Below are 21,988 nucleotides of genomic sequence, written 5' to 3'. Positions count from 1 at the left end.
AGCTTTTTATTAAATGAAATCTAAAATTTTACTTCAACCCAAAAACTTTTATATTAAAAGTAGTATGGATTTTATCCTTTTCGCCTTTCATGACGATAGGAAATTCAGTCTTTACGATACTGTCATAGCTGCTAAGCGCATCTAAAAAGTCATAAAATTTTTGTGGTGTCCTTAGAGAGCTAGTTACATTTAGGCGAAATCTAAAAAATTTTTCACTAGCGTTATTATCACTTTCTTCTATTTTACTAAGGCTTACTTCACTGAAAAATTTGGAGGCAAATTCTATAAATTTATCTTTATCAAATTTAGTCTCAAAAGCTGAAATGATAGCTCCATCTTTTTGTTTAGTTGCTTCAAGGGCTTTAAATTTGGCTTCAAATTCATTTTTTACTTTTGTATAAGATGAGGTCTGTGAATAATTTTGCCTAGTTAGGCTTTTAAATTCTTTTATATTTGGCACGATAAAACCAAATATCATAATGAAACAAACTACGATAAAAGCAAATATAAAAAGTAAAAGCTTGACGGGATCTATTTTTTCTAAGCTCGTATCTTTTTTACTCATTATATCCCTCAGAATTATCAATTTTATTTGTACTTATAAAGCCATACCAGCCGTTTTTACTTTGATAAAAGCTAGTATTTGAAGTTGTAAAAATAGATCTTAAAGGTGAAGCTAGAAGCTGGTTAAATACATCTTTTGTCGGCGTTATGCCACGAATGATGAGTGAGTTTTTATCCATAAAAACCTCTTCGAGCGTTATACTGTCAGGCACTAGATCAAAAAGATTGTGCAAACTTTGCTTGAGAATAGAATTTGATGTGAAAATATCATTTGCAGATTCTATTTGTACGGCGAGCTTAGCTGAAATTTCATCTGTTGTGACTATTTTTCGACTAAGTTCTTTTTGCTTATTTGATAAAAAATTTATATTTTTTTCAATTGAATAATTTTTATAGAGTATAAAGAAATTTGCTGCCAAAAGAGCTACAAACACAAAGCTTATAAGGCTTAGCCAAATTTTGCTAAAGATAGATATAAGTGGTCTTGGCTCTTGGGCAATAAAGCTAAATCTCATAATATTATCTCTTCTTGCATGATTTCATTCATAATATGATTTGTATTCACTGGATACACCGAAGTCTCCACTAAAAGCTCGGATTGCAGATATTGTAAAAAGGTTGCACTTGTTTTCGTATTTTCAAAAACAATGATTTGCTCAATAAAATCACCGCTGTAGAGAGGATTTTCGTAAAATTCTCTTACAGCCTTTACGATGTAATCAAACATCTTCATGTCATACCCAAAAATAGCAACCGATTTTTCTACATTTGTAGAAGCTGGCATATTTAGTTCATAATTTAGATCTTCAAATTCTTTTGGCTTATCATCACTTAAAAAATCATCTAAACTTTTAAAATCATCAAGCGATGTTGCGTCATTTTCTTCTTTAATGATTAAGTTGTCAATATCTGTTATATCTTCTTCTTTTAGGCTTTCAGCTTCTTGGTTGGTTTCCTCAATGCCAGACATATTTAAAAAAGTGGATAATTTCATTTGTTTATCTTTAAATATCGCAAGCGTAAACGAATGTGCATGGATATAAAGATAAAGTGTAGTTTTTGGAGAAATTCCGCGTTTTAAGAGCTCGTGAAAGAGTAGGGCAATAGGTGAGTAGATGAGATCCACGCTATCTTGTCCAAATAAATTTTTATATTTTTTTATAGCATTTAAATTTGCATAAATACTCCAGCTATCTTGCATGATAAGGCTTGTAAGGTTTTTAGTACTTATATTAAATTTTTTGTATTCGTCAAAGCTAACACTAGGAAGTGCGCCTTGCGAGTCATCGTTAAAAAAAACTGAAACATACACACCAAAATATGCTTTTTCTTGCTCTTCTATATATTTTATGATTTTTTCATCGATATTATCGATATTTATATCTGTAAATTTGGCATTTATGGTTTTTGAAAGTTTGCCATTTCTAAAGACTTGACCGAAGAATATGCACTCATTGCCCTCCAACACGACGCTTAAAAAAAGGTTAGAAAAAAGCTTTTTAACGCTAAAAGACATAAATCTCCTAAATTTAGTGCATAATTTTCGTTATGGTAGCTAAAAAGGGATTAAATAAGTTTAAAACAGCTCGTTTTTAAGCTTAACGAAAATCTCTTTTGTATTTAAAGCTTCATTTTTTAGCTCATTATCAAGTAGGGCCGAGTTTTTAAGGTCGTCAAAATCCTCTATCATCACATCACACATCATCTTAATGCGCTCACTATCAGCCTTGCTGACGCTACTTTGGCTCATTTTTTTGATACGCTCAAGATACTCTTTGCCGTTTTTTATGTATGAGCTAAATTTGATAGCAGCCTTGCTTTGATTTAGCACAGTATTTGCCATTTTGTTATAAATATCTATATCAAGTGCTTTTTGGCTTAAATTTAAGGCCTTTTCGTATTCTTTGTTTTCGTATAAAAATTTTGCTTCAAGGGCGAGTTTGTAGGAGTTGTCGCTATAAAAAAATAGTCCGAATAAAACAATTAGAAAGATGGCTATAAAAATAGATAGTTTATTTTTCATAAATTTCATCCAAAATTTCTTTTATCTCGTCTCTTATTTGCGGATTTTTATGCGCATACTTTTTCCACCAAATTTTTAAATTTGCTCTAAAGTCCTCTTGGTTTTGCTCCACGCTCTTACCACCGTCGTTTTGCGAGGCTTGCCAAAGCTCATTTTGTATCTTCTCTTTTGCCTCTTTTTGCTCTAAATTTGCCACACTAAAAGGAGCTGAGAGGCTAAAATTTATAGTTGAAAATGGCTTTGGAAGTATCATCTTGTCCCAGCTTTTAAACTCCCAAAACGATCTTGCTTCAAAGTTTAGAGCATAAATTTCGCAAGATGACTTTTGCGCGATCACCACAGCTCCGTCTGCCACGCTATGTCTTGGTCCGCGTGGGCCATCTGGCGTGATGATGACGTCGTGGCCTTGCTTTATCTCTCTTAGAGCTTCTATAAGTGCCCTTGCACCGCCTTTTGAGCTGCTGCCTCTAATGGTGTCGATGCCAAAAAATTTGATTATTCTGGTGATTAGCTCGCCATCTTTGTGGTCGCTGATTATCACTTTGCCTTGTTTTCTATTTTGTCTGCTCCACCACTGCCTGTAAGCAAAGCTCATAAAGCTAAGTCTGCCGTGCCAAAAGACGACGACGCAGCCATTTTGTGGTAAGAAATTTGGAGTGTAGCTCTTTTTGCAGGTTAGAAAAATGAGCCACATCAAAATGTAGATGAAAAAGACGCCAATGCTTAGGGCAACCTTTTCAAAGACGTTTTTAAATTTGCAGCTCGCCATACAAAACCATTCGTTTTGGGTTTGTGATCTTGATTTTTTGTGTAGTGCCAAGAAGCTCTTCGCTACCATCGACTTGAACTAAAAAGTTATTAAAACTTCGCCCAGCAACGCCGCCGTTTGCTCTTAGCTCTTCAAAATATACATCAAAAATTTTATCTTTTTGTACCGCCACGATCTCGTCTAAAATTTCATTGTGGCGATTTTGTAGGCGAGTAAGCCTTTCTGAAGCGGTTTTATCATCTATTTGATTTGTGAAAGTAGCTGCCTTTGTAAGCGGACGAGGCGAATACTTAAAGCTAAAAATTTGCTCAAATCTAACTTGTTCAAGCACGTCCATCGTGTCTTCAAACTCGCTATCGCTCTCGCCTGGAAATGCGACGATGATATCAGTTGAGATGCTCACGTCTGGGCACATCTTTCTAAGTCTTAATGCGCGGTCTAAAAACCACTCTTTTGTATATCCGCGCTTCATTTCGCGTAAGACTTTGGTGTTTCCGCTTTGAAGTGGCATGTGCATTGACTTGCAAATTTTTGGGTTATTAGTGAAAATTTCAAGAAATTTATCATCCATATGAAGTGGGTGTGGGCTTGTAAATCTTATCCTTTCAACGCCCTCTATCTCACTTATCTTTACTAGCAGGTCGCTAAAATCGATATTTTCTTGCACGCCTGAAAATCTTTTACCGTAGTTATTGACATTTTGCCCTAGTAAAAATATCTCTTTTGCACCGCTTTTTGCAGCCTTTTCTACCTCTTTTAAGATTAGGCTTGAAGGGATAGAAATTTCATCGCCTCTAGTGTGTGGGACGATGCAATAGGTGCACTTTTTGTCGCAGCCGATCGAGATATTGATGTGGCTTTTGTATGGCGAGCCTCTAAATTCGCCAAATGCGTATTCACTCTCGTCATGATTTATGTCGGTTGAGATAAATTTAGGCGTATTTACCGCCTTTGTGATCTTGCTGACATTTCTTGCGCCAAGAACAAAATCAACATAAGGTGCGCGCTTAAAAATTTCACTACCCAAATGGCTTGCAGTACAGCCACAAACGCCTATTTTAGCACCTCTTTTTTTGGCTTTTTCAAAGGCTCCGACCTCGCTAAAGAGCTTATGAACTGGCTTTTCACGAACCGAGCAGGTATTTATAAGGATTAAATCAGCTTCTTCTATATTTTGTGTTAAGGAGTAGTCTTCTTTTTGTGAGAGCTCAGCTATGATATGCTCGCTGTCACGAACATTCATAGCACAGCCTAGAGTTTGGATAAAGAGTTTTTTACTCATTAAAGTATATGCACTTCATACATGTAGTCGCTATCATCAAGTCCGTATTTTACAGTTCTGTGATAGACGCTTAGCCCTTTTTCTTCAAAATGCTCGACTAAGGCGATTAGTTGTTTGTGTGTGTTTTCTTTATCAAAATAGAAAATTTTCTGACCCTCTTTTTCGACAACTGCCTCTATTTTTTCTAGTGAAATCGTTTTTGGCTTTGCGTCTAATTCGGCTCTTGCAAGTTTTAGCTCCATTTTTAATCCTTTCAAAATCTTAAATTTTAATCGGTCAATATATCCAAAACATCATAAAAAAAGGATTAAATAAAAGTTAATAATAAGCTTAAAGTTATTAAAAGTATGGCTTATGTATAATTTCAAAACTTCACGAAAAATCCCCGAAATTTATCGTTACAATGGAGAAAAAATGGAAAGAATTTCAGATATCATCGAGTCAATTGCAAATGAAAAAAATTTAGAGATAGAAGATGTAAAAGAGCGTGTTATAAGAGCCTTGATAAATACTGCAAAAAGAGTTTATGGCGAAAATTATGAGTATGACGTGAGCATCGATGCAAATAAAAATTTAAAGCTTTATCAAAAAATTTCAATCGTAGCAAACGATGATGAGAGACTTGCTGAAGACAATGAGCACTTTTTAAGCTTAAAAGAGGCTAAAAAGATAGATAACGGTGTAGAGATCGGAGATGAGCTCACATACGAGCTAAGCCTTGATAACCTTGGAAGAACCGCAGCCCAAACGCTTCATAAGGAGCTTGAGTATCATATCCAGCGCCTAGTAGAAGAGAAAATTTTACAAAAATATAATGAGATGAGCGGCCACATGGTCTTTGGACCAGTTATTAGAGTCGATAATGACGAAAACACTTTTATCGAGATTGACGAGCTTCGTGCCATCTTGCCACGCAAAAACCGCATAAAAGGCGAGAAATTTAAAGTGGGCGATGTGGTAAAAGCAGTCATTAGAAAAGTTTTTACAGATAAAAATTTAGGCATAAAGGTCGAGCTTTCAAGGACTTCGCCAAAATTTCTTGAAGCACTGCTAACTTCAGAAGTGCCTGAGATAAAAGATGGTGGCATCATCATTCAAGGAAGTGCGAGAATTCCTGGCGAAAGGGCTAAAGTAGCACTCATCTCAACCACTCCAAACATCGATCCAGTTGGTGCAACGGTCGGCACAAAGGGCGTTAGGATAAATGCCGTAAGCAAAGAGCTTCATGGTGAGAGTATCGATGCGATCGAATACACCACTGAACCAGCGATCTTGGTGGCTCGCGCTATGGCACCTGCGATCATCACATCTGTAAAGATCGAAGAAAATAAGGCGATCGTGAGACTTGCAAGCGAACAAAAGAGTAAGGCGATCGGCAAAAACGGCATAAATATCCGCCTAGCAAGCATGCTAACTGGCTATGAGATCGAGCTAAATGAGCTTGGCTCAAAAACTAGTAGCAATGCAAAAAATAATGAGCCAATCAAAGACTTAAAAGCACTTTTTGGTGATAACTAATGAAATTTCAAATAAGAAAAGCGACTATTGACGATATAGACGTGATATGCGAGCTTGTAAGAGAGCTTGCAAGCTATGAGAATTTAAGTGATCAAGTCACTTTTACAAATGAAATTTTTGCAGACTCTATCTTTAATAAAAATCATGCAAAGGCCCTTATCTGCGAGAGTAAGGGCAGGGCTATTGGCTATGCTATCTATTTTTACACATTTTCTACATTTTTAGGGCTTGGCGGGATCTATCTTGAGGACATTTACGTCAAAAAAGAGTTTAGAAATCAAGGCATCGGTAAGGCATTTTTTAAATTTTTAGCTCAAATTTGCAAGGATGAAAATTTAAAAAGGCTTGAGTGGTGCTGCCTAAACTGGAATGAGCCAAGCATTAAATTTTATGAAAGCATGGGTGCTACAAATCAATCTCTTGAGTGGAGAAACTACCGCTTAGACGGCGAAAATTTAGAAAAACTTTTAAATTTATAGTTTGTTTTTAAATAAAAAGCTCAAATTTAAGAGTAAATTTGAGCTTGTGAGCGATTAAAATTTATATGTATATCCCAAATAAAGACCTACATTCGTCTCTTTTATTTTTGCATTATCATATTTTGCTATAGAGCTATATTTTGTTCTATCTGCTTTTACACCAAACTCAACTGCATTGTTTTCGTTGATAGAGTATTCAACACCAATTCTTGCACCTAGTATCCAGCCATTTGTATTAGCTTTTTCCGAGCCATCATGAATATCAAATACATCCATTTTGAGCTTTGAGTAGCCAGTGTAGCCACCAAGAACTAGTTTTATGTCCTTTGTCAATTCTGGTGTATAATCTGCGCCTACTATAAATTTATGTGTACTCCATTTTATTACTGTACCGTCTTCATCGCCAAGTGATTTCTTTGCTTGAAAGTCGTAAATGTAAGCTCCATAAACTCTAAAACTATCAAAATCATAGCCAGCTTTTAGTCCGATACCTGGTTGAGCTTTTTTGACTTTTGTTGTGTCATTATCGCTTTTTGCTGTTAATTTTGAATTAAAAGAGTAATCTCCTTCGATCCCAATGAACGCTCCTTGTGCTAAAGCAGTAGCGCTAGCCAGACTTAAGCCTAAAGCAACTTTTAAAACTACATTTTTCATTTTTACTCCTTATTTAAAAAATGTTTGCCTGGTATTCTAAATTTTATTGGATTAAATAAAGTTTAAATATTCAATTAAATATATAAAAAACATAAAATAATTCAATTGTTTTCTTATCAGAATAAAATTTATAAAATCACTCGAAAAAAGGAGTGTAAAGTGGCTAAGATGACAAAACGTGATATGGCTTATCATTTAGACGTTGATGTCGCGACGCTTTACAACTGGCGAAAACACAAGCCCAACCTTTATCGTATTGTGATGCTTGGATTTAAATTTGATGAGCTTATAGAGCAGAGCAAAAAGACTTGTAATGAGCTTTGCGAATATGAAAATTTGATCAATCAAGACATAGAAAAATTTAGTAAATAATCGTTTAAAAATCGTAAATTCTTTTATAATTGCAAGAGCTAGAAAATTTAAAATTTCTAAGATATTTTTAGCTAGATATTTTAAGTGAAGAAATTTGAGCTCAAAGCAAGCACTTCAAGCTCATTTAAATTTACTCGTTTAGGATAGAGAGAAGCTCTTTGTTGTCTTTTGTTTTTAGCATTTTTGCGTATAAGAATTTAAGCGCTTCAACATCATCCATTGTCGCAATCGCAGAGCGGATAGCCCAAATTTTTTGAAGCTCGTCAGGTTTTTGAAGTAGTTCTTCTTTTCTGGTACCTGATTTTAGTACGTTGATAGCTGGGTAAATTCTGCGGTCAGAGATATTGCGGTCAAGTACGATCTCGCTGTTTCCAGTGCCTTTAAACTCTTCAAATATTACTTCATCCATGCGTGAGCCAGTGTCGATTAGCGCAGTTGCGATGATGGTTAGAGAGCCGCCATTTTCGATGTTTCTGGCTGCACCAAAGAAGCGTTTTGGCTTGTGAAGCGCGTTAGCATCCACGCCACCAGTTAGTACCTTGCCGCTTGGTGGGGTTACTGTGTTGTAGGCGCGTGCTAGACGGGTTATGCTATCAAGCAATATAATGACGTCTTTGCCCATCTCAACTAGACGTTTTGCCTTTTCTATGACAAGCTCTGCTACGCGGACATGATTAAGCGCTGGCAGGTCAAATGTCGAGCTAAAAACCTCGCCTTTTACGCAGCGCTGCATATCGGTAACTTCTTCTGGTCTCTCATCGACTAGAAGCACCATTAACTGGGCTTCTGGGTGATTTTTAGCGATGCCGTGAGCTAACTCTTTCATAAGCTCAGTTTTACCGCTTCTTGGAGGTGCGACGATGAGACCACGCTGACCCTTACCAATAGGCGTGAAAAGGTCAAGTACGCGGCCCGTTAGCTTCATCGGATCATACTCTAAATTTAGCTTTTCAGTTGGGAAAAGTGGGGTTAGGTTGTCAAAGAGTGGCCTCTCTTTTGCATCTGCTAGAGGCATGTAGTTTACTGCCTCGATCTTTAAAAGAGCGTAGTATTTTTCTTGATCTTTTGGCTCTCTTACTTGGCCGGTGATGATGTCGCCCACACGAAGTGCAAATTTGCGGATCTGTGAGTTTGAGACGTAAGCATCGTTAGAGCTGTCGCTTAAATTTGCATCAACAGCCCTTAAAAAGCCATAACCCTCGTTTGTGATCTCTAAAATTCCAGTAAATAGTATAAAGCCGCCTTGTTTTGTCTGGGTTTTTAGTATCTCAAATATCAAGTCCTGCCTACGAAATTCGCGTGGATTTTCGACGCCAACGCTATTTGCGATCTGCACTAGCTCATCTAAACTAAGCGTTCTTAGCTCTTCGATTTTGTGTCCGTCTACTGGTATGTGTGTTCTTGATGCTTGATGTTTTTTTGTAGTTTTTGTGTTTTGAGCAGCACTTTGCTCGGTTTGGTTGTTTTCCATTTTTCCTCTTTAAATGCGGGGATAATTTTGCAGAATTTCTAAGTTTCAAAAAGAAGTTTTTGAAAGTTTTGGCATTTTATAAAAATAAAACTTTGTTGTCAAGAAATGGCATAAAATAAAATTTTTGCTCAAAAATGGTTGATTTGCTATAATCTCGCCATTTTATAACGATAATAAAAGAAGAAATTTATGCCTATTTTTGCAGTTTGCCTACCATAAATTTATATGGTGCGTAATAGGCATGTGATGCAATAATATTAGTAAAAATTTTAGATAAAAGAAAGTAAAAATGCCACAAAGTAGATGTGCTCATTGTAGATTAAAATTTGATGAAAACGTGATGATCTCAAATGAAAGCGGACTTAAATTTTGCTGTGTTGGTTGCAAAGGTGTTTATGAAATTTTAAATGAAAATGGGCTTAGTGAGTTTTATGAACGTCTTGGTAAAAATACACTTACACCGGCAAGCAACGGTGCAAATATCAAAAATTTAGCGACAAATTTTAGTGAGCTTGTGACAAAAGAGGGCGACTTTAGTCAAATTTCATTTTTAATTGATGGCATCACTTGCTCAGCTTGCATCTGGCTACTTGAAAAGGCACTTTTTAGCTTACCTGGCGTCTTGGAGGTAAATATCAACTCGCTTAATCAAAAAGCGGTCATTGTTTTTGATGAGCAGGAGCTTTTAATAGAGCAAATAATTGAAAAAATTTATGCCGTTGGCTACGTCCCAAAGCCATATGCTACGAGTCAAAAAGAGGACGAACTAGCTAAGAAAAGAAGAAATTTTTACACAAAAGCGCTAGTTGGTATCTTTGCTACGATGAATATTATGTGGCTAGCCATTGCTCAGTATAGTGGGTATTTTAGCGGCATAAGAGGCGATATAAAAGATATTTTAAGCTTTGCGCAGTTCGTGCTGGCAACGCCTGTGCTTTTTTATACTGGTAGCGAGTTTTTCAAAGGGGCAAAGATAGCCATAAAAAATGCTTCGCCAAATATGGATTTGCTTGTTATCACCGGAGCTAGCATTACTTATATTTACTCCATTTTTGCGATGTTTACGAGGAGTGGCGAGAGCTATTTTGACTCGGTTGCAATGATCATCACCTTTGTTTTTATCGGTAAATTTTTAGAAATTTTGGGTAAAAAAAAGGCGCTTGAGACTTCAAATTTCTTAAATGATATGCTGCTTACAAAGGTATGTATTTTGGAGGATGGCAAAGATGTTTTAAAAGAGCCAAGAGATGTAAATTTGGGCGAAAAGATCGTGCTTAGATCAGGCGAGAGGGCGCTACTTGATGGAGTAGTGCTTAGCGGTGAGGCAAGCATGGATAGCTCAAGTCTAACGGGAGAGAGCCTGCCTGTGACCTTGGGAGTGGGGCAAGAGGTAAAAAGTGGCGTCATTTGCCAAAATGGACAAATCATCTACGAAGCAAAGGAAATTTTTAAAAATTCTTATCTAAATCAGCTTATAAATTTACTCCAAAATGCAGAGCTAAAAAAGCCAAATATCGAGCTAGTAGTCAATAAAATCGCTTCTAAATTTTCTCTTAGCGTGCTGACTTTGGCATTTTTTACATTTTGGTTTTGGTACTTTAAATATGGCTTTTCAGAGGCTATTGTCACGGCTGTTAGCGTCATCGTGATCGCTTGCCCTTGTGCGCTTGCGCTTGCCACGCCAGTTAGTAGTGTCTGTGCCCTTGGTGTGGCCTTTAAAAATAGAGTACTTTTTAAAGAGGCTAAATTTTTTGAAAGCCTTGCAAAGTGCGATGTAGCGGTATTTGACAAGACTGGCACGCTCACAAAGGCAGAATTTGAAGTTAGTGATTTTTTCATAAAAGAGAGCATAAGTTTAGATGAAATTTATTCGCTAGCTCTTATATCAAATCATCAAATAAGCGTGGCAGTGGCTAAATTTCTAAAGCAAAAAGGCGCAAGGAAAATAGAGCTTAAAAATATAAATTTAAGCGTGGCAAAGGGTGTTGAGGCTGAAATTTCAGGTAAAAAATTTTATGCAGGAAGCAAGCGATTTTTAGTTGAAAATGGTATTAGCTTTGATGAAACTGAAGAAAATGTGAGCTTTTTTGTGGGACTTAATGGTGAGCTAGTGGCGAAATTTTACCTAAAAGATAGCATAAAACCTGAAGCAAAGACCTTGATATACGAGCTAAATAGCGCTGGCATGAAAGTGTGTATCTTAAGTGGCGACGTGCAAAAAGTGGTAAAAAATGTGGCAGATGAGCTTGGCGTGAGTGAGTTTAGAGCAGAGATGTTGCCTGAAACGAAAGCTAAATTTATAAGCGAACTAAAAGAGCAAGGCAAAAAGGTGCTAATGGTAGGGGACGGTATAAACGACGCAGCAGCGCTTAGCCTTGCTCATGTTGCCATTTGTATGGGAAGCGGGGCGGCAATAAGCTTAGAAAGAAGTGATGTAGCGCTACTTGATGATAGTTTAAAAAGTCTAGCAAAGGCCATAAAAATCTCAAAATTTACTTACAAAACGATAAAGCAAAATTTGCTCTTTTGCCTTCTTTATAATGTTCTTGCTCTGCCATTTGCCGTATGTGGCTACGTCATTCCGCTATTTGCTGCGCTTTTTATGTCGCTTAGCTCGCTAAGTGTTATCTTAAACTCGCTTTATATTGTTAGAAAATTTAAGGAAAAATAATGGATAGCGCGACACTTGCGATGCTGGTTTTTATCTCGGTTTTGATGGGAGCATTTTTGCTTTTTGGCGTACTTTGGGGGATAAAAAATAAGCAATTTGAGGACTACCGAAAATTTTTAGACGGAGCAAATTTGGACGATGAAGATGCGCTAAATGAAGCTTATGAGCTAGAGCTTCGCAAAAAAGAAGCTCTAAAAAAAAGAGCAAAATCTAATAAAGATAAAATTTAGCTCTCAATCGTTGGCTCACCAAAAAGTCTATTAGCCTCTTTTAGCACACCTTGTTCTCTTTGCCTTTGAAGCTCTTCTGGCGTTTTTAGCTCTTTGTTTAGCATCAAAGCAAAGTTGTTTTTCTCGTTTTGCGGCTCGCTTTTTATCTCGGTTTTTGGCTCATTTTTAGTTTCAATGTTATTTGCATTTAGTCTTGAAATTTCCTCATCAAGCTCGTCTAATTCGCTTTTTTCATTATTTTCTAAAGAGGCTTTAGGCATCTTAGTTTGTGCTTTTTGTTCATCACTCTTTGCATTTACTATCTTCGCATTTTGTCCAAAAAGCGTACGCAATATCTCGTTTAAAATTTTCCAATTTTTCTTAAAATACTCTAGATTTTCATCTTTTGCATTTACTATCAGTCCAAGCTCATTGTTATTAAAGAAGCTAAATTCTACAAATTCTTTAAAAAACTCGCCAAGATCGTAATTTTTATCATAAATTTTTGTTAAAAAGAGTTCATATGGACCTTGCATTTTAGCAGGAGCTGCTTGGCTTTTTTGAGTGATGACTTCTGTGATTTGAGTGAAATTCTCGTTATTTTTTGAGATCGCTTCATTTATAGCATCATCGATATCTTGTAAATTTAGTGCTTCTATCATCATAAAAAGCATTAGCATTAGCACAAAGCCATTGTCGCTACTTACATTTAGCATACCTTTAGCTTGTGCCAAAATTCTAAAAAATCTTTCATAAACAAGTAAAGAAATTTTTGAGTCGTTTTCTATAAATTTTTGCTTTAAATTTGCCAAAATTTCATCTATTATCATCTCTGGATCGTGGCTTTCAAGCTCGCTTACAAGCACTCTGATAGCATTTTTATCGTGATTTAAAACATGAGTTATTATCTCTTCGATCTTTTCTGGATCAAGAAGCCCTAACATCGATGCTACGCCATTTGCCGTGACATTATTTGCCCCGTAAATGATAGCTTGATCAAGAAGTGTCAAAGTATCTCTTAGCGATCCTCCGCCACTTCTTGCTAAAATTTCAAGCGCCTCTTTTTCATAGCTAATGCCTTCTTTGCTTAAAATAAACTCAAGATGTTTAATGATGCTGTATCTGCTTATTTGCTTAAATCTAAAATGCTGCGTCCTTGAAAGCACGGTAGTTGGAAGCTTTAATGGATCAGTCGTTGCTAGGATAAATTTTACATAACTTGGTGGCTCCTCAAGCGTTTTTAAAAGGGCATTGAAAGCCTCTTTAGTTAGCATATGTACTTCGTCAATTATAAAAATTTTATATCTTGCCATTGCCGGAGCATATTTTGTTTGCTCTATTAGCTCTCTTATATCATCTATCTTTCTGTGGCTAGCTGCGTCCATCTCGATGATATCCATGTGACGTGACTCATTTGCCATTATGCATTGTGGGCATACTTCACATGGCTTTGAAGTAGGTCCTTTTTCGCATACTAGAGCTTTTGAAAATATCCTAGCACTTGAAGTTTTACCACTACCTCTAAGCCCAGAAAATAGATATGCGTGGCTTATGCGACCCTCGTCAAGTGCATGTATTAGGCTTTTGCTAACTGCTTCTTGACCGATGAGTTCATCAAAATTTTTAGGGCGATATTTTAAAGCTAGTGCTTGCAATGCGGTATCCTTTTTATAAAGTTCAAGGATTTTATAAAAAAAGGCATAAATTTATGATTATTTATCCTTTTCATATAGTTAAAATTTTCGATCTTTTAGATTGCTTTTAGTTAAATTTTAGATAATTGGTAATTTAAAAAGGATGAAAATGTCTGCATTTTGGAGTGGATTTTTTACAAGTTTATCTTTAATATTGGCTATCGGCGCGCAAAATGCATTTGTTTTGAAGCAGGGTATAAAAAAGGAACATGTTTTTGCAGTTTGCTTAATATGCGCACTTGGTGATGCCTTGCTTATATTTGCTGGAGTTTTTGGTTTTGCAAAAGTGCTACAAAAATTTGAGTTTTTTAAACAGGTTGCCATATATGGTGGTTTTATCTTTTTATTTGTCTATAGTCTAAAGAGTTTGTATGGTGCATTTAAAAATCCCAAAAGCCTTCTTCCTAGTGCGCAACACGAGTCAAAATTTAGCAAAATAGTGCTTTTGACGCTTGCTTTTACTTGGCTAAATCCTCACGTCTATCTTGATACGATGCTTTTAATAGGATCTATTTCAACAAAATTTGGAGATGAAAATATAATTTTTGGCATCGGTGCTAGTCTTGCATCGCTATTTTTCTTCTTTTCTTTAGGATATGGAGCAAGAGTTCTCGCTCCAGTTTTTGCAAAAGAATTTTCATGGAAAATTTTAGAAATTTTTGTTGGGATTATTATGCTTCTAATCGCTTTTAGTTTACTTTTTACTAAAGTATAGATAAGATACATAAAATTTTACGCTAAATATTTTGTATTTTTATATGTATTAAAAATTTACATATTATTAATGTAAGATGCATTGATATGTACGACGGAGATTTTATGTTTTAAATTTGATTAAAAAAGTCTCCAAGCCCAAAATGAGCTTGGAGATTGCGTTTTAGCAAGAGAAGCAAGTTTTAAACTCATAAGCGGTTGGGCGCGCTTCGTAAGGCCAAACTTGAGTTTCAAATTTGAAGTGTTGATAGGTGTCTATGAAAAGATCGGTCATTATTGGCTTTAAGTATTCATTATCGCGAATCAGCGCTTCAAGGCTACCACGAAGTGTGTGTGGAAGCTGCTCGATGCCACGCTCTCTGATCTCATCAAGATGGAGTTTAAATAAATTCTCATCCATCGGACCAACCGGCTCGTATTTGTGTTTTACGCCGTCAAGGCCTGCCATTAGCATCGCTGAGAAGGCTAGATAAGGGTTTGCTGTGCTATCTGGAAATCTCATCTCAGCCCTAACTGACTTCTCGCCAGCGCCGTAAGGTATGCGGATGCTAGCTGAGCGGTTTTGACTAGAGTAGGTGAGGATAGATGGCGCTTCAAAGCCCGGAATTAGGCGTTTGTAGCTGTTTGTGCTCGGGTTTGTGAAAGCTGCAACGCTTCTTGCGTGTTTTAAAACGCCTCCGATGTAGTGTCTAGCAAAGTCACTTAAATTTGCGTAGTTGCCCTCTTTGTAGAATAAATTTTTGCCATCTTTCCAGACTGATTGATGCACGTGCATGCCGCTGCCGTTGTCGCCGTAGAGTGGTTTTGGCATAAATGTAACTGTCTTGCCATTTAGGTGAGCCACCATGCGAACGACATATTTATAAATTTGAACATTATCGGCGGCTTCGACTAAGTTACCAAATTTCACGCCGATCTCACCTTGTCCTTGAGCGACTTCGTGGTGTCCTAAAAAGACTTCAAGGCCAACTTGCTCTAGAACTTGCATCATTTCAGCTCTTAGATCTACCATGCTGTCGATTGGCTGAGTCATCAAGTAGCCGCCTTTTCTGCGTGGGCGATGACCTGTGTTGTAGCTATCTTTGAAGTCAGTAGCATCGTTCCACTCGCCTTCTTCGCTATCTACTTGATACATCGCGCAGTTTGGGCTATCAATGATTTTGACGTTATCAAAGACAAAAAATTCATTCTCAGGGCCAAAGTATGCCTCATCGCCAAGACCACTATCTTTTACGTACTGCATTGCTCTTTTGGCAATTGAGCGAGGGCATTTTTCATAAATTTGACCCTTGTAAATGTCGTAAATATCGCAAAAAACAACAACTGTAATATCAGAAGTAAATGGGTCTAAAAATGCAGTTGTAGCTTCTGGCTTCATTATCATATCGCTCTTATCGATTGGTTGCCATCCATGCATAGAGCTAGCATCCATTGGGATACCATTTATGAAATTTTCTTTTGTAACAGCTTTTATGTTGTAGCTGATGCTATGCCAAGCACCACCTAAATCAGTAAATCTAAAATCTACAAATTTGACTTCATTTTCTTTACAAAAATTAAAAAAATGATCTATATTTTGGACGAATTTTCCCACTTTTTTCTCCTTTTAATTTTTAAATTTTTCGTATTCTATCATAAAACCTAATATTTAAGATTAAATTTATATTTTATTTGAACCCAATCTAAAATTTTACTAATTCTCTATCTCTATTTTTAAAAATAGCACATTTTGAATAACCTAAATCTCTAGCTATTTGCTCGCAAATTTCACCATTTTTACCGATATCTTCTTTTGCGTGAGCATCTGAGCCAAAGGTGATGGTTATATCTTTTTCGGCTATTAGTTCAAGTAAATTCAGGCTTGGATATTGCTCGCCGATAGGTTTTCTAAAGCCAGCGGCATTTATCTCAACAACTAAATTTGCTTCTTTTATCGCATTTACTGCATTTTTAGCCAAAATCCTAACATCCTTTTTTGGCAAAAATTTAAAAAGTTTTAAAAGATCGATATGTCCCATAATGTCAAATTTGCCAAGCTTGGCTGATCTTTCTACGTGATCAAAATACTCTTGCCAAATCTGATCCAAGTCTTTGCCCTCGTAGCCACCGATAAATTCTGGATTGTCAAATGCCCAGCCATTAAAAAAATGCACAGAGCCTATCAGATAATCAACCTTTCTAGCAAAAACTCGCTCATCCATAAATCTATCTAAAAAATCCATCTCATAGCCAAGCAAAATTTCTATCTCACCGCTAAATTCATCTCTTAAATGTAAAATTTCGTCTTCATAGCCTTGCATTTCATCAAAGCTCATTCTGTAAGCTTCATCGTAGTTCATTGGTGCGTGATCGCTAAAACCAAAGTATTTTGTGCCAGCTTTTATTGCGTTTTGTACATACTCTCTTGGCTCTCCAACTGCGTGCTTGCAAAGTGGCGTGTGGTTGTGAAGATCGACGGTCATTTTTAGCCTTTTAAGGTCGTTTATTTTTAAAAATGCTATCTAAAAATTTATAAATTTAAAGATAAAAGCATTGCCTTTAAACTTACTTTTTATTTAAATCCTATATAATCAAGCCAAATTTTATTAGGAGCTTTTATGACCCAAGAGGAACTTGACGCACTTATGGCAGGTGGGCTAGATGATGAGTTGGATGAGACTAAAGAAGATACTGGCCAAGAGGTTGCGGACGTCAAAGAGGATACGGACGAGGTAACAGAAGTTGCAGAAGCAATCGATACTAAAGATGAGCCACAGTCAAAATCAGAAAGTAATTCAAAGAATGCAGAAAATTATAGAGTGAGTGCAGATGGCGTTTGGCCACCACCACCACCAACGGAAGATCACAAAATGGTTCATCAGCTTGACGATGTAACAAGAGATAGCGAAGAAAAAGCTACTCAGATGTTTGACAAGCTTGAGACGATAAATAACTTTTTTATGGACGCTGAGAGCGACTCAAATAGCCTAAAAGACACAATAAACTCAAATATTGAGCTATTTACGACGCTAAGTGAGAAATTTCCAAATATCGCCGCATTTAGCGAAGCTTTGGAGAAAAATAACTCACTTCTTGGTACGATCGATAATATCATCGGAAATTTACAAATGGGACAAGATGAGATCATGATGGCTATGGATATGATGCAGTATCAAGACATTCATAGACAAAAGATCGAGCGTGTTATCAATGTTATGAGGGCACTAAGCAAATATATGAATACCTTGTTTGAAGGTAAAATTGACGATGATAAGCGTGTTAGCTCCGCTGTTCACATCGCTGGTGATACAACGACTGAAAATCTTGTCAGCAACGACGATATCGAAGCCTTGATAGAAAGTTTGGGTAAAAAATAGTGCTAAAAAGGCCTGAGCTTTTATCTCCAGCTGGAAATTTAACAAAACTTAAAATCGCCCTTGAGTATGGAGCTGACGCTGTTTATGGCTCGGTGGCTAGCTTTTCACTAAGGACTAGATCAGCAAGGGAGTTTAACCTTGAAACATTCAAAGAGGCGATAGACTACACACATGCAAAGGGAAAGAAATTTTATGCTACCATAAATGCCTTCCCTTTTAACTCTCAGATCGAGCCACTAAAAAGGCACTTGCAAACCATCTCGGCGATGAAGCCAGATGCCTTTATCATCGCAACTCCAGGCGTTATGAGTTTAGCAAAAGCCATTGCTCCTGATATCGAGATACATCTCTCAACTCAGGCAAACGTTATGAATGTGCTTGATGCAAAAATTTATCACGATATGGGCGCAAAACGTATCGTCGTAGCACGCGAGATGAACTTAAAAGATGTCATAAAGATAAAAGAAGAAATTCCAACTCTTGATATTGAAATTTTTGTACATGGCTCGATGTGCTTTGCTTACTCTGGTAGGTGCTTAGTAAGCTCAGTGCAAAGCGGACGCATGTCAAATCGCGGTAGCTGTGCCAACGACTGCAGGTTTAAATATGAACTCTATGCCAAAAACGAAGAGAGCGGCGTGCTTTTCCGCTTAGAAGAGGATGAAAACGGCACTCATATTATGAACTCAAAGGATCTTTGCCTCATCTCACACATTAAAGAGATCGTTGATAGCGGCGTCATTGATAGCTTCAAGATAGAGGGCCGCACAAAAAGCGAATACTACGCAGCTTGCACGGCTAGAGCCTATAAAATGGCGATAGATGATGCGTTAAATGATAAATTTAACGCACAAATTTATGAAAATGAGATAAATACGCTGAAAAATCGCGGCTTTACGGATGGCTACTTGGTGCATAGACCTTATGAGCGAACCGATACGCAAAATCACGTTAGCAGCCTAGAAGAGGGCACGCATCAGGTAAATGCAATAAGTGAAGATGGCGAGTTTTTTAAGTGCAAATATAAAATTTTTCCAGGCAATAGCTACGAGATCGTGGCGCCTATCGGCTCACACATAGATGATAGTGAAAATGAAATCTCAAAGGTTTATTCACAAGAGGGCAAGAAATTTATCAAATTTAAACAGCTTATCACCAAAAAAGGCAAGATTATGAGTGAAATTCATAGCGGCAATGAAAATGAGATAAGTCTTGGTGTCAAGCTGCCAAAATTTAGTTTTTTGAGGGAGAAAATATGAAATTTGTTTCTATTATAATGGGAAGTAAAAGTGACTATGAGATCGTTAGCGAAACGGCAAAGACTCTAGAGAAATTTGGCGTAAAATATGAACTGATAATCAGCTCAGCTCACAGAAGTCCAAAAAGAACTAGCGAATACGTCGCAAATGCAGAAAAAAAAGGCGCAAAAGTCTTCATCGCAGCTGCTGGTATGGCGGCTCACCTAGCTGGAGCGATCGCTGCAAATACTACAAAACCAGTGATTGGCATACCAATGGCAGGTTCGGCTCTAAGCGGTGTTGACGCACTTTACTCAACAGTGCAAATGCCAAGTGGCATGCCAGTGGCAACTCTAGCTATTGGCAAGGCCGGTGCCATAAATGCAGCCTATTTGGCGGTGCAAATTTTAGCCCTTGAAGATGATAGTCTGGCAAGTGCTCTAAAAGCTGACAGAGAGGCGAAGATAAAGGCTTTAGAGGAAGATTCTTCAAAGGTTGAAGTGATACTGTAAAAAGGAGAAGCGGTGCAGACCTATCTTGGTGTTGATGAATTTTGCAAACTTGTGCATTTGGAGCGTGAAGTTATCGAAGATATGATAAATCGTGGCGTTTTGAAAACCAAAGAGGAAAATGGAGAAATTTTGATAGAAGCGAGCGAAGGAACGATGAGCGTGGTGCCTAGTGTTTCGCAAAATTTATCCTTGCAGCCGCAAAGCCAAGATGGTATCAGCTTTGTTGAAAAGACGATTGGAACGATATTAAATTTACACGAAAAGGTACTTGACGCAAAGGATGAGACGCTTGAAACCCTAAGAAATGAGAATAAATTTTTAAAAGAGGCGCTTATTTCGATGCAAGAGCTCTATGACGAAGATAGAAAAACGGTCGAGACGCTTACAAAACAGCTTAAAATTTCACAAGATGAAGTTGAATTTCTAAAACGAAAATATAAGCTAATGTGGAACCAAGCGGTTGAAAATTTTAACGGACAAAAGTAGTTTATGAAGATTATAAATTTAGAGGATAGCTTTGAAATTTACGGAGTAAAAACTCGCACTAAAAATGAAGATGAGATAGGTGACAAGGGTAAAATTCCGACTTTATGGTCTAAATTTATGAATGAGTACTATGATGGCAAGAGTGAAATTTATAGCGTTTACTGCAACTATGAAAGTGATCTTAACGGACATTACGATAACTTTATCGGCACAAGATCAAGCCACAAAAGCGATGAAATTTTAGAGATAAAAAGTGGCAAATATGCCGTTTTTAGTTTTGCAAGAGAGCCACAAAATGTTGCAAAATTTTGGGGTGAAATTTGGAGATATTTTGAAAGTAGTGAGCTAAAAAGAGCCTATGAAACGGATTTTGAGCTTTACAGCAGCGATGAGATAAAAATTTTTATATCTATTTTAGGTTAGGAAAAATGAATAAAAAAAATAATAGTTCAATCTTAAGTTTTATCGAAAATTTTGGTAACAAATTGCCAAATCCAACTATGCTTTTTATCTATCTTTCGCTTATTACGATAATAATATCGTTTGTATTAGAAAAGATGGGCGTTGGTGTAAGCTATCAGGCTATCAAAGACGGACAAATATCACAGCTTAATGCAAATGTTATAAATTTGCTTTCTGCTGATAGCCTTAGATCTTTTGTTTCGTCTGTGCTTAAAAATTTTACTAATTTTTATCCTTTGGGAGTAGTCTTTGCGATTATTCTAGGTATTGGCATTGCAGACAAGTCTGGACTTTTATCAGCACTTATGACAAAGATTGCCTTAAAATCTTCCAAAATATGGGTAACTCCAATCGTTATTTTCCTTGGCGTAATGTCAAATGTTGCTTCCTCTGTTGGCTATGTCGTGCTAATCCCTCTCGGAGCTATTTTATTTGCTGGATTTGGTCGTCATCCAATTGCTGGATTAGCTGCTGCTTTTGCTGGTGTTAGCGGTGGCTGGTCGGCAAATTTATTAATCGGTACAAATGACCCGATGTTTGCGGCATTTTCTATGCAAGCAGCTAGCGTGTTAAATCCAGATTATGTAGTATTAGCAACTGCAAATTGGTACTTTATGATCGCTTCGACATTTTTGATCGTATTTGTTGGCTGGTTTGTAACAGATAAAATCGTAGAGCCTAGGCTTGGCAAATTTGATTTTTTAGGTGATTTTAGTCTAAAAGAGCATAGCGATATAAGTGCAGAGCAAAAACGTGGCTTAAAATTTTCACTTATAGCGTTGATCGTTTTTGTGATTTTATTGCTTGTGGCTATTTTGCCTTCTGGCTCTTTATTTGGAGCAAAAGGTAATGAAAGCTTTATGAAATCTACTTTTATGCATTCTATTGTCGTTTTTATGATGTTGCTTTTTATAGTGGTAGGCGTAGCTTACGGTGTAGGCGCTAGGACTATAAAAAGCAGTAATGACGCCATAAAATTTATGGAACAATCTATTTCTGAGCTATCAGGATTTTTGGTTTTGATATTTTTTGCAGCCCAATTTACATATCTTTTTAATACCTCAAATATTGGGCTAGTGCTTTCTATAAAAGGTTCTATTTTTCTAAAAGAGGTCGGATTAACTGGACTTAGTCTTATTATAGTTTTTATTTTCTTGATCGCTTTTATAAATTTATTTATAGCTGTTGATTCTGCAAAGTGGGCGATGATGGCTCCAATTTTTGTACCAATGTTTATGAATCTTGGACTCTCGCCAGAGCTTACACAGGCTGCTTTTAGAATAGGCGACTCTACTACGAATATAATAACGCCTTTGATGCCGTTTTTTGTTTTGATAGTAGCTTTTATGCAAAAATACAAAAAAGAGTTAAAAATCGGATCAGTTGTTTCTATTATGCTTCCTTATACGGTTGCATTTTTAATTTCTTGGACAGCGCTAATGTCATTTTGGTACATTTTTGATCTACCACTAGGACCTGGTGCAGTTATACACTATGTAAAGTAAAATTTTAAA

24 protein-coding genes are annotated in these 21,988 nt (G+C 36.8%); 12 read left to right on the top strand and 12 right to left on the bottom strand.

What is annotated here, in order from left to right:
• Positions 1-28: 28 nt before the first annotated feature.
• Genes F3H00_RS08150 through F3H00_RS08120 form a run of 7 tightly spaced genes read right to left on the bottom strand, consistent with a single transcriptional unit; the run spans position 29 to position 4,880 of the window.
• Positions 29-565, bottom strand: coding sequence for a hypothetical protein (locus tag F3H00_RS08150; protein ID WP_087580004.1), 537 nt, complete (start codon positions 563-565; stop codon positions 29-31).
• Positions 558-1,079, bottom strand: coding sequence for a PilN family protein (locus F3H00_RS08145; protein ID WP_107697783.1), 522 nt, complete (start codon positions 1,077-1,079; stop codon positions 558-560). Before F3H00_RS08145 ends, F3H00_RS08150 begins: the two co-directional genes overlap by 8 nt.
• Entirely contained in the window at positions 1,076-2,080 is a 1,005-nt protein-coding gene (locus F3H00_RS08140) for a DUF8341 domain-containing protein (protein WP_148798507.1), read from the bottom strand. The genes F3H00_RS08145 and F3H00_RS08140 overlap by 4 nt, the downstream gene beginning before the upstream one ends.
• A 60-nt stretch (positions 2,081-2,140) precedes the next feature.
• Positions 2,141-2,587: a hypothetical protein gene (locus tag F3H00_RS08135; RefSeq protein ID WP_103582729.1), complete on the bottom strand. Its 447-nt coding sequence runs from the start codon at positions 2,585-2,587 to the stop codon at positions 2,141-2,143.
• Positions 2,577-3,356 carry a lysophospholipid acyltransferase family protein gene (locus tag F3H00_RS08130; protein WP_087576977.1) on the bottom strand — a complete coding sequence of 260 codons (780 nt, stop codon included), beginning with the start codon at positions 3,354-3,356 and terminating at the stop codon, positions 2,577-2,579. The genes F3H00_RS08135 and F3H00_RS08130 overlap by 11 nt, the downstream gene beginning before the upstream one ends.
• Entirely contained in the window at positions 3,337-4,638 is a 1,302-nt protein-coding gene (gene miaB, locus F3H00_RS08125) for a tRNA (N6-isopentenyl adenosine(37)-C2)-methylthiotransferase MiaB (protein WP_148798509.1), read from the bottom strand. Before miaB ends, F3H00_RS08130 begins: the two co-directional genes overlap by 20 nt.
• Entirely contained in the window at positions 4,638-4,880 is a 243-nt protein-coding gene (locus F3H00_RS08120; protein ID WP_148798511.1) for an HP0268 family nuclease, read from the bottom strand. The genes miaB and F3H00_RS08120 overlap by 1 nt, the downstream gene beginning before the upstream one ends.
• 172 nt (positions 4,881-5,052) lie before the next feature.
• On the opposite strand from F3H00_RS08120, the gene nusA reads away from it, so the two are divergent.
• Positions 5,053-6,156 carry a transcription termination factor NusA gene (nusA, locus tag F3H00_RS08115; protein ID WP_148798513.1) on the top strand — a complete coding sequence of 368 codons (1,104 nt, stop codon included), beginning with the start codon at positions 5,053-5,055 and terminating at the stop codon, positions 6,154-6,156.
• The gene (locus F3H00_RS08110; RefSeq protein WP_107686413.1) at positions 6,156-6,635 is read left to right on the top strand and encodes a GNAT family N-acetyltransferase; all 480 of its coding nucleotides are present in this window, start codon (positions 6,156-6,158) and stop codon (positions 6,633-6,635) included. Before nusA ends, F3H00_RS08110 begins: the two co-directional genes overlap by 1 nt.
• Before the next feature lie 54 nt (positions 6,636-6,689).
• Here F3H00_RS08110 and F3H00_RS08105 read toward each other — a convergent pair whose 3' ends face one another.
• Positions 6,690-7,289 (bottom strand): outer membrane beta-barrel protein, encoded by a 600-nt coding sequence (locus F3H00_RS08105; protein ID WP_148798515.1) that lies wholly within the window; start codon positions 7,287-7,289, stop codon positions 6,690-6,692.
• Positions 7,290-7,448: 159 nt separating this feature from the next.
• Here F3H00_RS08105 and F3H00_RS08100 point away from each other — a divergent pair, with 159 nt between their 5' ends.
• A complete protein-coding gene (locus F3H00_RS08100) occupies positions 7,449-7,661 on the top strand; it encodes a transcriptional regulator (RefSeq protein ID WP_002941953.1) in 213 nt (70 codons plus the stop codon).
• 130 nt (positions 7,662-7,791) lie between these two features.
• On the opposite strand, the gene rho is transcribed toward F3H00_RS08100, so the two are convergent.
• On the bottom strand, positions 7,792-9,132 hold the full coding sequence (rho, locus tag F3H00_RS08095; RefSeq protein ID WP_148798517.1) for a transcription termination factor Rho: 1,341 nt from the start codon (positions 9,130-9,132) through the stop codon (positions 7,792-7,794).
• A gap of 289 nt (positions 9,133-9,421) precedes the next feature.
• Between rho and F3H00_RS08090 the strand changes: the two genes are divergently transcribed.
• Positions 9,422-11,803 (top strand): heavy metal translocating P-type ATPase, encoded by a 2,382-nt coding sequence (locus F3H00_RS08090; protein WP_148821942.1) that lies wholly within the window; start codon positions 9,422-9,424, stop codon positions 11,801-11,803.
• On the top strand, positions 11,803-12,033 hold the full coding sequence (gene ccoS, locus F3H00_RS08085; RefSeq protein ID WP_087578757.1) for a cbb3-type cytochrome oxidase assembly protein CcoS: 231 nt from the start codon (positions 11,803-11,805) through the stop codon (positions 12,031-12,033). Before F3H00_RS08090 ends, ccoS begins: the two co-directional genes overlap by 1 nt.
• On the opposite strand, the gene F3H00_RS08080 is transcribed toward ccoS, so the two are convergent.
• Positions 12,030-13,667 (bottom strand): DNA polymerase III subunit gamma/tau, encoded by a 1,638-nt coding sequence (locus tag F3H00_RS08080; protein ID WP_149703804.1) that lies wholly within the window; start codon positions 13,665-13,667, stop codon positions 12,030-12,032. The genes ccoS and F3H00_RS08080 overlap by 4 nt on opposite strands.
• 148 nt (positions 13,668-13,815) lie before the next feature.
• Here F3H00_RS08080 and F3H00_RS08075 point away from each other — a divergent pair, with 148 nt between their 5' ends.
• A complete protein-coding gene (locus tag F3H00_RS08075; protein ID WP_148798523.1) occupies positions 13,816-14,421 on the top strand; it encodes a LysE/ArgO family amino acid transporter in 606 nt (201 codons plus the stop codon).
• A 162-nt stretch (positions 14,422-14,583) separates the two neighbouring features.
• Here the strand turns inward: F3H00_RS08075 and glnA are convergent, their stop codons facing one another.
• Together glnA and F3H00_RS08065 are read right to left on the bottom strand one after the other, a co-directional pair.
• Positions 14,584-16,014: a type I glutamate--ammonia ligase gene (glnA, locus tag F3H00_RS08070; RefSeq protein WP_148798525.1), complete on the bottom strand. Its 1,431-nt coding sequence runs from the start codon at positions 16,012-16,014 to the stop codon at positions 14,584-14,586.
• An 88-nt stretch (positions 16,015-16,102) separates the two neighbouring features.
• The gene (locus F3H00_RS08065) at positions 16,103-16,882 is read right to left on the bottom strand and encodes a histidinol-phosphatase (protein WP_148798527.1); all 780 of its coding nucleotides are present in this window, start codon (positions 16,880-16,882) and stop codon (positions 16,103-16,105) included.
• Between the two features lie 135 nt (positions 16,883-17,017).
• Here F3H00_RS08065 and F3H00_RS08060 point away from each other — a divergent pair, with 135 nt between their 5' ends.
• From F3H00_RS08060 to F3H00_RS08035, 6 genes are read left to right on the top strand one after another with little or no spacing between them, the layout of a single operon-like run.
• Positions 17,018-17,776 (top strand): chemotaxis protein, encoded by a 759-nt coding sequence (locus F3H00_RS08060; protein ID WP_148798529.1) that lies wholly within the window; start codon positions 17,018-17,020, stop codon positions 17,774-17,776.
• The gene (locus F3H00_RS08055) at positions 17,776-19,035 is read left to right on the top strand and encodes a peptidase U32 family protein (protein ID WP_148798531.1); all 1,260 of its coding nucleotides are present in this window, start codon (positions 17,776-17,778) and stop codon (positions 19,033-19,035) included. Before F3H00_RS08060 ends, F3H00_RS08055 begins: the two co-directional genes overlap by 1 nt.
• Positions 19,032-19,526: a 5-(carboxyamino)imidazole ribonucleotide mutase gene (purE, locus tag F3H00_RS08050; RefSeq protein ID WP_148798533.1), complete on the top strand. Its 495-nt coding sequence runs from the start codon at positions 19,032-19,034 to the stop codon at positions 19,524-19,526. The genes F3H00_RS08055 and purE overlap by 4 nt, the downstream gene beginning before the upstream one ends.
• A gap of 12 nt (positions 19,527-19,538) precedes the next feature.
• Positions 19,539-20,012: a DUF3972 domain-containing protein gene (locus F3H00_RS08045; protein ID WP_084108020.1), complete on the top strand. Its 474-nt coding sequence runs from the start codon at positions 19,539-19,541 to the stop codon at positions 20,010-20,012.
• Between the two features lie 3 nt (positions 20,013-20,015).
• Positions 20,016-20,435 carry a GyrI-like domain-containing protein gene (locus F3H00_RS08040; protein WP_148798535.1) on the top strand — a complete coding sequence of 140 codons (420 nt, stop codon included), beginning with the start codon at positions 20,016-20,018 and terminating at the stop codon, positions 20,433-20,435.
• 5 nt (positions 20,436-20,440) lie between these two features.
• Positions 20,441-21,979, top strand: coding sequence for an AbgT family transporter (locus tag F3H00_RS08035; RefSeq protein WP_148798537.1), 1,539 nt, complete (start codon positions 20,441-20,443; stop codon positions 21,977-21,979).
• Positions 21,980-21,988: the final 9 nt, after the last annotated feature.

Source organism: Campylobacter concisus (genome assembly GCF_902460845.1).
Taxonomy (GTDB): domain Bacteria; phylum Campylobacterota; class Campylobacteria; order Campylobacterales; family Campylobacteraceae; genus Campylobacter_A; species Campylobacter_A concisus_X.
This window is presented reverse-complemented; position numbering and strand designations above follow the sequence as displayed.

Coding starts and splice junctions, on each gene's coding strand:
- F3H00_RS08150 (WP_087580004.1), bottom strand. CDS start 565: ATGAGTAAAAAAGATACGAGCTTAGAAAAAATAGATCCCGTCAAGCTT.
- F3H00_RS08145 (WP_107697783.1), bottom strand. CDS start 1,079: ATGAGATTTAGCTTTATTGCCCAAGAGCCAAGACCACTTATATCTATC.
- F3H00_RS08140 (WP_148798507.1), bottom strand. CDS start 2,080: ATGTCTTTTAGCGTTAAAAAGCTTTTTTCTAACCTTTTTTTAAGCGTC.
- F3H00_RS08135 (WP_103582729.1), bottom strand. CDS start 2,587: ATGAAAAATAAACTATCTATTTTTATAGCCATCTTTCTAATTGTTTTA.
- F3H00_RS08130 (WP_087576977.1), bottom strand. CDS start 3,356: ATGGCGAGCTGCAAATTTAAAAACGTCTTTGAAAAGGTTGCCCTAAGC.
- miaB (WP_148798509.1), bottom strand. CDS start 4,638: ATGAGTAAAAAACTCTTTATCCAAACTCTAGGCTGTGCTATGAATGTT.
- F3H00_RS08120 (WP_148798511.1), bottom strand. CDS start 4,880: ATGGAGCTAAAACTTGCAAGAGCCGAATTAGACGCAAAGCCAAAAACG.
- nusA (WP_148798513.1), top strand. CDS start 5,053: ATGGAAAGAATTTCAGATATCATCGAGTCAATTGCAAATGAAAAAAAT.
- F3H00_RS08110 (WP_107686413.1), top strand. CDS start 6,156: ATGAAATTTCAAATAAGAAAAGCGACTATTGACGATATAGACGTGATA.
- F3H00_RS08105 (WP_148798515.1), bottom strand. CDS start 7,289: ATGAAAAATGTAGTTTTAAAAGTTGCTTTAGGCTTAAGTCTGGCTAGC.
- rho (WP_148798517.1), bottom strand. CDS start 9,132: ATGGAAAACAACCAAACCGAGCAAAGTGCTGCTCAAAACACAAAAACT.
- F3H00_RS08090 (WP_148821942.1), top strand. CDS start 9,422: ATGCCACAAAGTAGATGTGCTCATTGTAGATTAAAATTTGATGAAAAC.
- ccoS (WP_087578757.1), top strand. CDS start 11,803: ATGGATAGCGCGACACTTGCGATGCTGGTTTTTATCTCGGTTTTGATG.
- F3H00_RS08075 (WP_148798523.1), top strand. CDS start 13,816: ATGTCTGCATTTTGGAGTGGATTTTTTACAAGTTTATCTTTAATATTG.
- F3H00_RS08065 (WP_148798527.1), bottom strand. CDS start 16,882: ATGACCGTCGATCTTCACAACCACACGCCACTTTGCAAGCACGCAGTT.
- F3H00_RS08060 (WP_148798529.1), top strand. CDS start 17,018: ATGACCCAAGAGGAACTTGACGCACTTATGGCAGGTGGGCTAGATGAT.
- purE (WP_148798533.1), top strand. CDS start 19,032: ATGAAATTTGTTTCTATTATAATGGGAAGTAAAAGTGACTATGAGATC.
- F3H00_RS08040 (WP_148798535.1), top strand. CDS start 20,016: ATGAAGATTATAAATTTAGAGGATAGCTTTGAAATTTACGGAGTAAAA.
- F3H00_RS08035 (WP_148798537.1), top strand. CDS start 20,441: ATGAATAAAAAAAATAATAGTTCAATCTTAAGTTTTATCGAAAATTTT.